The following is a 13,275-nucleotide window of genomic DNA, read 5'->3' as shown; positions in this document are numbered from 1 at the left end:
GGCCTCAGGGGGGCGGCGGAGGGAACATCGCGTCGGGCCTTCTCGGCGGTCTCGTGATCGGCAGCCTTCTGGACGGCATGTTCGACTGACAGCCTGATACGAGAGAACGGCCCGTCCCCTTCCAGGGACGGGCCGTTCTCATGTATCAGCTCAGGAAGCCAGTGCTTCCGCCGGGGGTGCCTGGGTGCTCAATGCGATCACGCCGTAGTCCCAGCCCTTGCGCCGGTAGACCACGCTCGGGTGATCGGTGCGGACGTCGACGAAGAGGAAGAAGTCGTGTCCGACGAGTTCCATACGGTCGACGGCCTCCTCCACGGTCATCCATTCGGCATCGAAGCTCTTGGTGCGGATGACGACGGGCGAGTAGGACTCCTCCTCGTTCTTCTGCACCGGGATGGCTCCCGTGGCGACGGCATGCAGGATCTCTGCGGATGCCGGCTGCACATCGATGCCTTCGAGTTCTCCCGTGCCCTTCTCGAAGTGCGCGCCCCGCGGGTGCTGGCGTCCGTCGACGCGCTTCTCCTTCGCGCGACGCAGCTGCTCGGACATCCTGTCGATCGCGAAATCGAGAGCGACGAACTTGTCACCGTCCGTCGCCTCTGCGCGAACGACCGGTCCTTTTCCGATGAGCGTGAGCTCCACCGTCTCTTCGGGGACGTGACCGTTGCGGAACACCCGATGAGTCACCTTCACATCCAGCCGTTGCGCTCGACTCGCGAGCGTTTCGACCCTGGCGATCTTCTCCTCGACAACGGTTCGGAAGCGATCGGTGATTCCCACTCCGACGCCGACGATGCTCGTTTCCATTGCTGTCTCCTTGTCCCGGTCCTCCCGGCCAAGGGCGGACCGTTGTCGCCTTGTGGTCCCCAACCGTAGTCCGCATGTCTACGGATGTCACTGGTGACTTTCGTCGTGTCGTCGGTGAGTTCCCGATGAGTCTTCTCCGAATACTGCACGCTTCGGCGTGGCGGCGAGCGCCACTGCGCAGACCACCGTGAAGCCCGCGACATGCAGGGCGCGTGCCGCCTCATCGAGGGTCGCCCCGGTCGTCACGACGTCGTCGACGAGGATGGCTTCGGCCCCATCTCCCTCTGCCCTCGCACGCATCGCTCCGTGGACGTTCTGGGCGCGGGCACGCGCCCCGAGCCCTCGCTGATCGGCAGATCTCCTGACGAGCGACAGCACACGCTGCGGGCACTCTCCCGCGCGTCGGATGAGCAGCTCCGGGACCCGGTACCCGCGGCGGCGGAACGCTCCCCGCGAAGTGGGAACCGGGACGATCCATGTCGACGGTGCCACGACCGGCGAAAGCACCGAGGAGAGCGCGGCGCCCAGAGGGCGTGCGAGCAGAGTCTCTCCGTCGCCTTTGAGCCGGCGGATGCAGCGCGCAGCGACCCCCTCGTATGCGAGCGCGGCGCGCAGCTCCAGGCCGCCGGGCGTTCTCTCCCTGAGTGGTCTCGGCACGAGCTGCGCCCGGCAGGCCGTGCACAGGAGCTGACCGGGCTCATCGCACCCCGCGCAGGATGCCGCGAGGAGGAAGGCTGCGACCTCCGCACTGATGCCATGGAGGACTGATGCGGTGCTCATCCGATGATCCTGTCGTGCTGACCATCTCCGAGGTGCGCCGAGAACGTCGATCGACAACGATCCGCGGAATCGGCGATCCGTGCAGAAGAAGTGGAGTGTCACTCCCCGGCGCGGGTGGCGAGCACCGTGATGCCCGTCGCGATCTCCCGCCACGTCGAGCCCGCGTGTGCGAACAGCTGTCCGCTGACGCTCACGACGCGGATGCCGCCGACAGTGCCCGATCCCGCGATCGACACGGCACCCTCCGGCGCGGCCTCGGCGGTTCCCGGCCCGCCCACCATCTGGGTGAGCACCTGCGGGCTCTGCGGGTCCAGGAGCACCCCCAGCCGCTCGGTCCCGAGCCAGGACAGCCCGATGGCCGGCGCGGTGAGCTGAGTGATCTGCTTCACGTCGCCGAGTTCCACCGGAATGCCGGCGGGGTCGCGCACGACGGCGGCGACCACGACCCACCGTTGCTGACCGACGGTGATCACCGCGGCCACCCGCGCGCCATCGGCGGAGACTCGCAGGTCGGAGATCGAGGACGCATTCGGCCAGGCGTTCGCCACGGCATGCTCCGCGAGGTCACTCCCCCGGGCTTGCACGGCTCCCGGTTCGCCGACCGGAACCGTCCAGGTGTACCCGAACGGGTCGAGCGAGGGTTCGATCAATCCCGGTCGTGCATCCAGCTCGTCGCGGCTGCCCTCGCTGACGAGGTAGACGTGGTTGTCCGCCAGCTGCTCCGCAGCCTGAGAGTCATCGGCGGCCACGTCGATCGACACGATGGGCTGATCGATCGTGACGATGCCCTCCGAGATCGCGGGGACCACCGTGATCTCGTCCCCGACGATCCTGCCGAACACACCGTCCTGGAGGACGAGGGTGCCCGCGTCCACCGGAGGTTCCACGAGGTCGACGACCCCTGCATCGAGGGTCCGGCCGTCGACCGCGAACCGCACCTGGGAGACCGACACGCCAGCGGCCTTGAGGGTCGCCTGCAGCTGGGTGCGCATGCGCGACAGGGTCAACTGGTCGAGACCCACGGCCGGCCGCGTGAGAGCGACCTCCGCAACCTGATCGGTGATCAGCACGGCATCCTGCGCCAATTGCACGTCGGCGGGGAACGCCGTCTGCACCGCAGGGTCGAGCCACGGGCTCGGGGATCCATCGATCAGCGCCTGAGTCACCGTCGTGGTGGCGCTCTGCCGGCGAGGGAACCAGCGCACGTCCGGCACGAGCCGGGACCACTCGCTGTCGAAGTACTGCAGTGGATAGCCCTCGAAGACGTTGGCGAACCGCGACGCATCGATGACGATGCCATCCGGCGCCTCGGTGATGCGCCACTCGCCGTCATCCACGCGCTTGAGGACGAACATCGTCGGCGACGGTCCCGGCGCCTCCGAGTACGCGCCGGATTCGTCGACAGTCGCCACCAGATCCAGTCGCACCTGCACCTCGGCCACCTCGGCATCCTCCACGGCGTCGTCGGCGACGGAGGATGAGACGACACGGGTGTCGGTACCGGCATCGATCGACACGCCGGAGGCAGGACGCCACGCTCGCTGCAGGGGCGGGGCGAGGAACTCGCGAGCCGTCGCCCAGTTGTCGGAGGTGGTGATCCCCGCCTCCAGGAAGCCTTCGACGATATCCTGCGGCCCCGAGCCCTGGATAGGACCCGATGCGACGGGCAGGAAATCGACATCCTGCGGCGACTCCCCGAGCACGAGTCCGACGGTGACGTCACCGCTCGTGGGGAGCCCTGCGCACGCAGGCAGCAGCAGCGCCGCCACGACCAGAGCGAGGCCGCGCAGCATCCGCCTCGATCGACGCTCAGTCATGGTCATCCGGCTCCTTCAGCAGCCCGGGGAGCTCCGCCCAGGAGATGGGCTGCGTCGCGTCGCCGATCTCGGCGAGCGGCTCCTGCGGTTCGACCGGGATCGGGCTCGGCCCCTCCAGGACATCACCGCGGCGCGGGATCGTGAGGACGAAGTTCGTGCCCACGCCGAGCTCCGACCACACGGCGAGCGTTCCGCCGTGCAGCGTGGCGTCGCCGAGAGAGATGGAGAGGCCGAGGCCGGTGCCCCCGATCGTGCGCTGCCGAGACGGATCGGCGCGCCAGAAACGGTCGAACACACGTTCCGCATCCGCCGGCTCCATCCCCAGCCCGAAGTCACGCACACCGGCGGCGACGGCGTGCTGATTGCTGTCGACCGTGACGACGATCGGCCGCCCTTCGCCGTGCTCGATCGCGTTGCCGACGAGGTTGCGCAGTACGCGGCGAACGCGCCGCGGGTCCATGTCGACGGGCGAGTAGCCGCCAGGAGCCACGAGCCTCAGTTCTGATCCGCGCCCTTCGGCGAGCGGGTGCATCTGCTCGATGATGTCTTCGGCGAGATGGGCGAGGCTGGTCGCCTCCAGCTCGAGCTGCACGGAGCCTGCGTCGTAGCGGCTGATCTCGAGCAGGTCCGCGAGGAGCGTCTCGAAGCGCTGCACCTGCGTGTGCAGGAGTTCGGCCGTGCGGGCGGTGGTGGCATCGAACTCCGCGCGCTGGTCGTTGAGCATGTCGGCTGCGAGACGGATGGTCGTCAGCGGGGTGCGCAGCTCGTGCGACACGTCGGACACGAAGCGCTGCTGCACCATCGAGAGCTCGCCGAGCTCCTTGATCTGCGCCTCGATGCTGTCGGCCATCGCGTTGAACGACCTGCCGAGCGTGGCCAGTTCGTCCTCGCCGTGCACTTCCAGACGCACGCCGAGATCGCCGGCGGCGAGTCGAGCGCTGGTCTCGGCGGCCTGGACGATGGGGGTGGCCACCGCGCGCAGCACGATCCAGGAGATCGCCGCGACGATCGCGACCAGCCCGATACCCGCGATCCACAGAGTGCGCTGGACGAACAGGAGCGTCTGATTCGCATCCTCCAGGTCGTAGGCGAAGTAGATCGCAAAGGGCCCGGCCTCGGGAACGTTCAACTGCTGCCCGACGATGATGCCCGGCACTTCCCCGCCGTCGTCGACCGGCAGCCCCACGGACTGCCACGTCTGCCACTCATCTGAGGCTTCCACACGCGCCTTCAGCTCCGGACTCAGCAGGTTCGAACTCAACCCGGCTGTGAACCCGTTCAGACGGACGACATCGGCCTCCGAGTCGATGTTGAAACCGGCGAGCAGATCGGTGCTCGACGTGCGCGCCAGGTCCTCCTGGATGCTCCGCCACAGGTCCGCGAGGGCTGCCGGATCGTCGCCCACCTCCGCGACGTCCAGGATGTCCTGCGCCTGGTCGACTGCCCGCCGCGCATCCTGGAGCGCCTCGGTCTTCCGTGACACGAACAGATCGTTCTGGATCACGAGCGCCATCGTCACGCACGTGATGAAGATCGCGAGCGACGTCAGGACCAGAGTGATGGTCAGGGTGCGGAACCGCAGCGAGCGCCGCCAGAGCGCCGAGAGCACGGTCGGCCAGCCGCGCCAGTCGCGCAGGACAGCGACGGCCGTGGTGGTCGCTGTCGTCGCGGCCATCGTGCGCCTAGCCGACGCTCCCGGCGCGATAGCCCACGCCGCGCACAGTCATCACGATCTTGGGATTGTCGGGGTCCAGCTCGACCTTCGCGCGCAGCCGCTGCACATGGACGTTCACGAGCCGAGTGTCTGCCTTGTAGTGATAGCCCCAGACCTGCTCGAGGAGCATCTCCCGCGAGAAGACCTGCTGCGGCTTGGATGCCAGGGCGACGAGCAGCTGGAACTCCAGCGGCGTGAGAGCGATCGGCGCTGTGCCGCGGCGGACCTCGTGCGCATCGACGTCGATCGTGAGGTCGCCGACCTTCAGCTGCTCGCTCGAAGTCTGCGGCGTCGGACGCAGGCGCGTCCGGATGCGAGCCACGAGCTCCTTCGGGTTGAAGGGCTTCACCATGTAGTCGTCCGCCCCGACCTCGAGGCCCCGCACGACATCGGCGGTGTCGCTGCGCGCGGTCAGCATGAGGATAGGGACGCCCGATTCGGCGCGGATGCGCGTGCAGATCTCGATGCCGTCCATACCGGGGAGCATGAGGTCGAGCAGCACCAGGTCGGGGCGCTGCGTGCGCCACTCGTCGACCGCACGGGCCCCATCGGCGCAGAACACCGGCTCGAAACCCTCCGTGCGCAGCACGATGCCGATCATCTCGGCGAGCGCGGTGTCGTCGTCGACCACAAGAATGCGTGAGGTCATAACTGTTACCTTATGGCACCGAGTCCCGCCGTCCGCAGGTCTGCGCACCACCGACGGGGATATGACACGATGGGAGCGCACGATGGAGGGAGTGCTGTGAGCGGTGCGACATGGACCCCTGCCCCGAAGAAGGGCGTGATCCCTCTTCACCCACTGACCTTCGGCATGCTGCTCGGCAAGGCGTTCGCCGCCCTCCGGCACAACCCGAAGGTGCTGTTCGGCTTCGCGGTCGTGATCCAGCTCGTCGTCGTCATCGCGACCGCAGGAGTCATGGGCGTTGTGCTGTTCACCACGATCTCCCGACTGCAGACGCTGACACCGTCTTCCCCCGACTTCGAGGCCGTGCTCGCCGGCACGGTCGCGATCAACGTCATCGCGGCCCTCGCGGTCGGTCTGGCGTCCATCGCATTCACGGCCATGATGCAGGGCGTCGTCGCCGCCGAGATCGGCTACGCGTCGATCGGTGTGAAGGCGACGCTCGGGATGCTGTGGCGCCGGATGGCACCGGCGTTCTGGCGGCTCGCCGGATTCGCTTCCCTTTCCGTGCTCGCCGTGTTCGGTCTCTTCCTGGTCATCGCGCTCATCGTCGGCGCGTTCATCGCCGGTGGACTGGGCGGGAGCGTCGAGTTGATCGGCGTCGTCGTGCTCGTGGTCATCCTCATCGGCCTGGCTTCGATCCCGCTGGTCGTGTGGCTCACCACGAAGCTGCTGCTAGTGCCTTCGATCCTCGTTCTCGAGGGCGCCCGGTTCCGCGAGGCGTTCGTGCGCTCGTGGCGTCTCACCCGCGGCAGGTTCTGGGTCGCGTTCGGGGTGACCTTCCTGATCGGCGCGATCATGGGGCTGGCGATGCAGGTCGTGAGCTTCCCCGTGGCGATGCTGAGCTCCCTGCTCGGCACCGTCGTCGCTCCCACCGGTGCGGAGGATCCGAGCGCCGCCATCGGCTTCGTGCTGACCCTGATCGCACCCCAGATCCTGCTTCTCGTGCTGCAGGCGATCACCCTGGTCGTGCAGAGCACGGGCTCTGCACTGGTTTACCTCGACTGCCGCATGCGATACGAGGGGCTCGACCAGACCCTGATCTCACACGTGGAGCGCCGGGAGCTCGGATGGGCAGAAGAGCAGCTCGGCGACCCCTTCGCGGTCGACCCTTCGCGGGCCGTGACGAGTGCCCCGCCACCCCGCCAGGTGCCGGAGCACGTGATGATGACGCAGGCTTACGGGTACCCGCAGTACGGCGCGCAGCAGTACGCCCAGGCGTCACCGGAGTACCCGCCGCAGCCGTACGCGGCACAGCCCGGCGGCCTTCCGCCGTATGCCGGTCAGCCCTACCCGCCCGCCGCGCCGCAGCCGCCGCAGCCGTATGCGCCCCCCGCGGGGTACTCGCCGCCGCCGCCTCCTGCTCCCCCGGTACAGCCGGCGGCGCCGGTCCCGCCGACCGACAGCCCCTGGGCCCCGCCCACCGAGAGCGGCTGGGCAGCACCGGGCAGCGGTGACGGCACGGCATGATCAGGCGGTTCGACGATCTGTTCGTTCCCGACGGGGACGAGGCGCGGCGCTGGGCCGAGGAAGAACTCTCGAACCCGCGCTATGCCGACGCGAAGCCGACCTGGTTCGACCTCGTCGCGCGCGACATCGGCAGGTTCATCGCCGACCTCTTCACCGCGGAGAACGGGGCGAACATCGGCCCCTCGGCGCTCATCATCGTGACCCTCATCATCGTCGCAGCCCTCATCACGGCGCTCATCATCTGGGGTCGACCGCGCAGCTCGCGCGCCGTGCGTCGCGCACGGAGCGACCTGCTCGGCGAGAGCGACGACCGGAGCGCCGCGCAGCTCAGAGCGGATGCCGAGCGCTGCGCGCGTGACGGCGACTGGGACACGGCGACCATCCTCCGTTTCCGAGCGATCGCGCGCGGACTGCTGGAGCGAGATCTGATCGACCCGGCCCCCGGAGCGACCGCTCAGTCGATCGCCCGGGAAGCCAGCGCGGTGTTCGCCGATGAGGCCGCGGCGATGCGACGGGCGGCGGTGTCGTTCGACGATGTGCGCTACCTGCGGCATCCGGCGACCGAGGAGCGCTATCGCGAGATCGCTGCCACCGACGATCGGCTGCGGACGCGTCGCCTCGAGGCGGTGCCCGCATGACCGTGACCGATCGGACGGCTCTGGACAAGACGGCGACGATGCCGTCCACCGCGGAAGCCCGCCGCCGCCGCATCCGCGCGATCGTCGGGTGGGCGATCGTCGTCGCGCTCGTGCTGCTGGTGGCCTTCGTGGCGCTCCGGGTGAGCGCGAGCGGCCCCGGCGCCATGGGGACACTGGATCCGGAGGGCCGTGATGACGGCGGGGCGATGGCGCTCGCCGAGATCCTGCGCGATCAGGGTGTCGAGGTGGCGGTCCACCGATCGCGCGCCGACGCACGCGCGGCAGTGGACGACGAATCCACATTGGTCCTCACCAACCCGTATTCGCTCACGGACGACGCCCTCACCGAGCTGCTCGAGCCCGCCGATCGGGTCGTCTTCCTCTCGTCCGGCACCCACCTGCTGAGTGTCCTGGACATCGGCGCGAACGCGCCCGGCAGCTCTTCCCCCGCGTCGGCTGGCTGCGACGTCGCGGAGTTCGCCGAGGTCGGCACGATCCGCGCTGACCGATTCTTCTCGCCGGCGGACGGGGTGACGGAATGCTTCGGGGATTCCGACGGAGCCGCGGTGCTCGTCGACGATGGCGGAGACGGCCGTGATGTCGCCGTCGTCGAAGGCACGAGGCTCTTCAGCAACGCGTACCTCGCCGAGAACGGCAATGCCGCGCTTGCCCTCGCGCTGCTCGGACAGACCGAGAAGGTCGTCTGGTACGTGCCGTCGTTCAGCGACACCGACATCGAGGGCGAGTCCCCCGACACCCTCGGCAGCCTCACGCCGCCCTGGGTCACCCCGGTGATCCTCCTGCTGCTCGTCGCCGGCATCGCCGCGGCGGTGTGGCGCGGTCAGCGCTTCGGACCGCTCGTCGCCGAGACCCTGCCCGTCACGGTACGCGCGTCCGAGACCATGCACGGCCGCGCGCGGCTGACCGCCAAGGCCGCGGACGCGCCGCACGCCGGTGAGGCACTTCGCGACGGTGCGCAGCGCCGGCTGGCGCGCCGTCTGGGACTCGCGGTGCATGCCTCCGCCGATGAGGTCGCCGACGCGGCATCCGATCGCCTGCGCATTCCGCGTGGCACCCTGCAGGCGCTCCTCGCCGGACCGCTCCCCGCCGACGACGCCGCCCTGGTCGAGCTCGCGCGCCGCCTGGATGATCTCGAGGCCGCCGTCGAGACGAGCACCCGCACCACGAGGGGCGAGCAGTGACCCGAATCCGAACCGTCCACCCATCCCACGGAAGCCGAGGGCCCGCACGTGACCGTTGACAACCATCCCGCCGACGACGCCGCACTGCGTCAGGCCATGCACCGCGTGCGCACCGAGGTCGACAAGGCGGTCGTCGGACAGGCCGGAACGGTGACGGGCCTGCTCGTCTCGCTGCTCGCCCGTGGCCATGTGCTTCTCGAGGGTGTTCCCGGGGTCGCGAAGACCCTCGTCGTCCGCTCGTTCGCCCGTGCTCTCGGTCTCGACACGAAGCGCGTGCAGTTCACGCCCGACCTGATGCCCGGCGACGTCACCGGATCGCTCGTGTACGACGCGCGCACCGGCGAGTTCGACTTCCGCGCCGGTCCCGTGTTCACGCACATCCTCCTCGCCGACGAGATCAACCGCACGCCCCCGAAGACCCAGGCGGCGCTCCTCGAGGCGATGGAGGAGCGCCAGGTCTCCGCAGACGGCGCCAGCCGTCCGCTGCCGGATCCCTTCCTCGTGGCTGCGACGCAGAACCCCATCGAGCACGAGGGCACGTACACGCTCCCCGAGGCCCAGCTCGACCGCTTCCTGATGAAGCTCGTCGTGGGCATGCCGGAACGCGATGCCGAGGTGGCTGTGCTGCGCCGGCACGCCGAGGGCTTCTCGCCGCGAGAGCTCACCGGCGTGGAGGCCGTGGTGACCGCGGACGAGATCCGTGCGGCGCAGGAGGCCGCAGGACGCGTCGAGGTCACTGACGACGTGCTCGGCTACGTCGTCGATCTCGCGAGAGCGACCCGTCAGTCGCCGTCGGTCGAGCTCGGCGCGAGTCCTCGCGCCTCGACCGGCCTGCTCGCCGCCGCGAAGGCGTGGGCCTGGCTCAACGCCTCGACGGCCGTGACGCCGGATCACGTGCAGACCATGCTGGTGCCGGTGTGGCGCCACCGCCTGCAGCTGCGACCCGACGCGCAGATGGAGGGCGTATCGGCGGACGCCGTGCTCACCTCGGTCGTGCAGCAGACCAGGGTACCGATCTAGGTGTTCGTCACCGGCCGTCTCGCCGTCGCCCTCGCCGTGGGGGTGGTCCCGCTCGTCATCGGAGGGCTCGCGGGCTATCCGGCGTATGCACTGTTCGGCGGATGGATCGCGCTGTGCGTGCTGCTCACGGGCCTGGACGTCGCCCTCGCCGCGAGCCCGCGAGCTGTGACGGTGACTCGTCGGGTGCCGAAGCGCTCGCGCATGGGCGAGCCGGTGCCGGTGAGCGTCGCTCTGCAGAATCACGGCTCACGGATGCTGCACGCGGTGATCCGCGACGCCTGGCAGCCCACGGCCGGTGCATCAGCGGAGCGCCAGCGGCTCAGCATCCCTCCTGGCGAACGGGCACGCGTCGCCATCCCGCTGCTTCCTCGGCGCCGGGGCGAGCTGGTGAGCGAGTTCGTCGTGATCCGCTCCCGCGGTCCGCTCGGTCTGGCCGGGCGCCAGGCACGGCACCGGGTGCGCGGTGCGATCCGCGTGCTCCCGGCATTCTCATCGCGCAAGCATCTCCCGTCTCGACTGGCACGCCTGCGCGAACTCGACGGCAACACCAGCATTCAGGTGCGCGGCCAGGGGACGGAGTTCGACTCCCTGCGCGAATACGTCCGCGGCGACGACGTGCGCTCGATCGACTGGCGTGCCACTGCGCGTGCCGGCACCACCATGCTGCGGACGTGGCGGCCCGAGCGCGACCGCCACGTGGTCATCATCATCGACACAGGACGCACGGCAGCAGCACGCGTCGGCGACGGCACCCGCGTGGACGCCTCGCTCGAGGCGGCACTGCTGCTCGCCGCCCTCGCCTCGCGCGCCGGGGACCATGTGCACCTGCTGATGTACGACCGCGTGGTGCGCGGTCGTGTGACCGGGGTCGACGGCGCCGCGCTGCTCCCTGCGATGACGGATGCGATGGCCCCGGTGCACGCACGCCTGGTCGACACCGACTGGCCCGGCGCGTTCGGCGCGGTGCGGGCGCTCACCACCCGTCCGTCGCTCATCGTGGTGCTGACCGCGCAGGACGCGGCGGAATCGGCGAGAGCGTTCCTCGGCGCCTTCCCGAACGCATCGCGGGCGACGACCGTGCTCGTCGGGTCGGTGACCGACGACGACATCGCAAGCCTCGCCCGGCAGCGCGGTTCGCGCGAGGAGATCTACCTCGCCGCAGCCGCAGAGCGCACCCTGCGAGATGCGGAGAACGTCGCGGACGCGATCAGGCGTGCGGGAGGCGAGGCCATCGCCGCCGACCCGGAAGATCTTCCGCCGCGCATCGCCGACCGCTATCTCGAGCTGAAGGCCGCCGGGCGGCTCTGACCGATCGGATCGAGCTCAGCCGGCGACAAGACGCGGCGTGCCGGCCTCGTACTCCACCAGATCGCCGCGGGCGCCACGGCGATGGGCACGGCCGCCGATCACCAGCATGTAGATCAGGAACACGGCGAGTGCTGCCGCGCCGATGCCGATCTTGACCGGCCAGGGCAGGGACCAGCCGGTGACGAAGCCTTCGACCAGTCCGGCGAGGAAGAGCGCGAACACCAGACCGATCGCGACCGTCGCGAGTGACCTGCCCTCTTCGGCGAGCGCCTCCCCGCGGGATCGCGCACCCGGCGCCACCCAGGCCCAGAAGATGTGCAGCCCCGCGGCCGCTGCCACGAAGATGCAGGTGAGTTCGAGCATGCCGTGCGGGAGGATGTACAGCAACATGATGTCGGCCTTGTCGTAGGCGACCATCACCGCACCGGAGACTCCGAGGCCCATCGCGTTCTGCACGATCATCGAGATCGGCCAGATTCCGGTCACGCCGAAGAGGACGCACTGCATCGCGATCCAGGCGTTGTTCGTCCAGACCATCCCCATGAACTCGGCAGCGGGGTTCTCCGTGTAGTAGCCCGTGAAGCTCTCGTCGGCGTACTGCTCGAGTGCATCCGGGGGGCCGAGCGTCGCGATGAGGGCGGGGTCGCTCGCGATCCACGCGGCAGTCCCGACCCCGATCGCGATGAAGGCCGCGGCGATGATCAGGGTGGTCCAGCGCAGCCGGTACAGCGCCGCAGGCAGCTGCAGGCTGAAGAATCGCGCGGTCTGCGTCAGGATGCTGTCGGATGCTCCCGTCAGGCGCAGCCGGGCACGCACGAGGATCGTGGAGAGGTACGCCCCCTGCGGCGACTCCCCCACCGAGGTCTTCAGCTCGGCGAGATCAGCGGATGCCGCGCGGTATCGGACGATCAGCTCATCGACGCCCGCGCCGTCGAGCCGGGCTCGGCTCAGCTCGTCGAGCCGTTCCCATTCGGCGCGGCGTGCATCAGACAGGGCATCGGCATCCACCTGATTTACTGTACTCATGTCCGTCCCGATCGATGCCTCCGACGAGGTCCTCTCCGGCGAAGCCGTCGCGATCGACGTGCAGCCGGTCGGCTTCCTGCTCCGCGCGCTCGGTGCCCTGATCGACATGCTGCTCGGCTTCGCGGTCTTCATCCTCTGGCTGTTCCTGCGCATCTGGCTGCTCGACGCCGGCATCCTGAACGACGCCACCGACCGCATCGCGACGGTCGCTGCGCTCGTGGTCAGCTTCGTCGTGCTGCCGATCACGGTCGAGGTCGCGATGAAGGGGCGGAGCCTCGGCAAGCTCGCGGTCGGCGGTCGGATCGTACGCGTCGACGGCGGTGCCGCGGGATTCCGGCACGCATTCATCCGCGCTCTGCTGGGGGTGCTGGAGATCTACGCCACGTTCGGGGGCATCGCGGTGCTCACCGGCGCCTTCAACTCGCGCTCTCAGCGCCTGGGCGACCTCGTCGCCGGCACCTACAGCCAGCGTGTACGTACGCCGCGGCTCATCCCGCTCGTGCCGGTGCTTCCGCCGGAACTCACCGGCTGGGCGCAGATCGCCGACGTCGCGCGACTGCCCGACCGACTGGCGCGACGCATCTCGCAGTTCCTGCAGAGCGCACCGCGCATGGTGCCGACGGCACGCGCGCGGGTCGCGCACGACCTGCTCACCGAAGCGACGCCGTACGTGTCACCGATGCCACCCGCGCATCCGGAGGCGGTGCTGGTGGGCATCACCGTGCTGCGCCGAGAACGCGAGCGTCGCGCGCTGGAGAATTCCGACCGCCGCGCCGAGAAGCTCACCGGCCGCCGCGTCGGCGTCTGA

At 69.4% G+C, this 13,275-nt stretch carries 12 protein-coding genes; 6 read left to right on the top strand and 6 right to left on the bottom strand.

All coding sequences use genetic code 11. The features are described from left to right. Nucleotides 1-150: 150 nt before the first annotated feature. The 5 genes from hpf to mtrA form a co-directional block, all read right to left on the bottom strand. Nucleotides 151-807 (bottom strand): ribosome hibernation-promoting factor, HPF/YfiA family, encoded by a 657-nt coding sequence (hpf, locus tag RS85_RS13505; RefSeq protein ID WP_046013962.1) that lies wholly within the window; start codon nucleotides 805-807, stop codon nucleotides 151-153. An 87-nt stretch (nucleotides 808-894) separates the two neighbouring features. Continuing rightward, nucleotides 895-1,587 carry a ComF family protein gene (locus RS85_RS13500; protein WP_052703564.1) on the bottom strand — a complete coding sequence of 231 codons (693 nt, stop codon included), beginning with the start codon at nucleotides 1,585-1,587 and terminating at the stop codon, nucleotides 895-897. A 98-nt stretch (nucleotides 1,588-1,685) separates the two neighbouring features. Further along, nucleotides 1,686-3,404 carry an LpqB family beta-propeller domain-containing protein gene (locus RS85_RS13495; protein WP_046013961.1) on the bottom strand — a complete coding sequence of 573 codons (1,719 nt, stop codon included), beginning with the start codon at nucleotides 3,402-3,404 and terminating at the stop codon, nucleotides 1,686-1,688. Beyond that, nucleotides 3,397-5,079 carry an MtrAB system histidine kinase MtrB gene (gene mtrB / locus RS85_RS13490; RefSeq protein WP_046013960.1) on the bottom strand — a complete coding sequence of 561 codons (1,683 nt, stop codon included), beginning with the start codon at nucleotides 5,077-5,079 and terminating at the stop codon, nucleotides 3,397-3,399. The genes RS85_RS13495 and mtrB overlap by 8 nt, the downstream gene beginning before the upstream one ends. Before the next feature lie 7 nt (nucleotides 5,080-5,086). Next, nucleotides 5,087-5,767, bottom strand: coding sequence for an MtrAB system response regulator MtrA (gene mtrA / locus RS85_RS13485; RefSeq protein ID WP_046013959.1), 681 nt, complete (start codon nucleotides 5,765-5,767; stop codon nucleotides 5,087-5,089). Nucleotides 5,768-5,863: 96 nt separating this feature from the next. Here mtrA and RS85_RS13480 point away from each other — a divergent pair, with 96 nt between their 5' ends. The 5 genes from RS85_RS13480 to RS85_RS13460 all read left to right on the top strand — a co-directional run bounded on the left by RS85_RS13480 (nucleotide 5,864) and on the right by RS85_RS13460 (nucleotide 11,441). Beyond that, nucleotides 5,864-7,273: a glycerophosphoryl diester phosphodiesterase membrane domain-containing protein gene (locus RS85_RS13480; protein ID WP_046013958.1), complete on the top strand. Its 1,410-nt coding sequence runs from the start codon at nucleotides 5,864-5,866 to the stop codon at nucleotides 7,271-7,273. After that, entirely contained in the window at nucleotides 7,270-7,911 is a 642-nt protein-coding gene (locus RS85_RS13475) for a DUF4129 domain-containing protein (RefSeq protein WP_046013957.1), read from the top strand. The genes RS85_RS13480 and RS85_RS13475 overlap by 4 nt, the downstream gene beginning before the upstream one ends. After that, complete coding sequence (locus RS85_RS13470) at nucleotides 7,908-9,113, top strand: DUF4350 domain-containing protein (protein ID WP_052703563.1); 1,206 nt, start codon at nucleotides 7,908-7,910, stop codon at nucleotides 9,111-9,113. Before RS85_RS13475 ends, RS85_RS13470 begins: the two co-directional genes overlap by 4 nt. A 96-nt stretch (nucleotides 9,114-9,209) precedes the next feature. Beyond that, nucleotides 9,210-10,133 carry an AAA family ATPase gene (locus RS85_RS13465; protein WP_235282443.1) on the top strand — a complete coding sequence of 308 codons (924 nt, stop codon included), beginning with the start codon at nucleotides 9,210-9,212 and terminating at the stop codon, nucleotides 10,131-10,133. After that, the gene (locus RS85_RS13460; RefSeq protein ID WP_046013955.1) at nucleotides 10,134-11,441 is read left to right on the top strand and encodes a DUF58 domain-containing protein; all 1,308 of its coding nucleotides are present in this window, start codon (nucleotides 10,134-10,136) and stop codon (nucleotides 11,439-11,441) included. A 15-nt stretch (nucleotides 11,442-11,456) separates the two neighbouring features. Here RS85_RS13460 and RS85_RS13455 read toward each other — a convergent pair whose 3' ends face one another. Then, entirely contained in the window at nucleotides 11,457-12,449 is a 993-nt protein-coding gene (locus tag RS85_RS13455) for a stage II sporulation protein M (RefSeq protein WP_046013954.1), read from the bottom strand. A gap of 16 nt (nucleotides 12,450-12,465) precedes the next feature. Here RS85_RS13455 and RS85_RS13450 point away from each other — a divergent pair, with 16 nt between their 5' ends. After that, a complete protein-coding gene (locus tag RS85_RS13450) occupies nucleotides 12,466-13,275 on the top strand; it encodes an RDD family protein (protein ID WP_046013953.1) in 810 nt (269 codons plus the stop codon).

The sequence above is a fragment of the Microbacterium sp. SA39 genome (genome assembly GCF_000967865.1).
Classification (GTDB): Bacteria; Actinomycetota; Actinomycetes; order Actinomycetales; family Microbacteriaceae; genus Microbacterium.
Note: the sequence above shows the minus strand (reverse complement) of the source record. Positions and strands in the feature narration are given on the sequence as shown.

Coding starts and splice junctions, on each gene's coding strand:
- hpf (WP_046013962.1), bottom strand. CDS start 807: ATGGAAACGAGCATCGTCGGCGTCGGAGTGGGAATCACCGATCGCTTC.
- RS85_RS13500 (WP_052703564.1), bottom strand. CDS start 1,587: ATGAGCACCGCATCAGTCCTCCATGGCATCAGTGCGGAGGTCGCAGCC.
- RS85_RS13495 (WP_046013961.1), bottom strand. CDS start 3,404: ATGACTGAGCGTCGATCGAGGCGGATGCTGCGCGGCCTCGCTCTGGTC.
- mtrB (WP_046013960.1), bottom strand. CDS start 5,079: ATGGCCGCGACGACAGCGACCACCACGGCCGTCGCTGTCCTGCGCGAC.
- mtrA (WP_046013959.1), bottom strand. CDS start 5,767: ATGACCTCACGCATTCTTGTGGTCGACGACGACACCGCGCTCGCCGAG.
- RS85_RS13475 (WP_046013957.1), top strand. CDS start 7,270: ATGATCAGGCGGTTCGACGATCTGTTCGTTCCCGACGGGGACGAGGCG.
- RS85_RS13470 (WP_052703563.1), top strand. CDS start 7,908: ATGACCGTGACCGATCGGACGGCTCTGGACAAGACGGCGACGATGCCG.
- RS85_RS13465 (WP_235282443.1), top strand. CDS start 9,210: ATGCACCGCGTGCGCACCGAGGTCGACAAGGCGGTCGTCGGACAGGCC.
- RS85_RS13450 (WP_046013953.1), top strand. CDS start 12,466: ATGTCCGTCCCGATCGATGCCTCCGACGAGGTCCTCTCCGGCGAAGCC.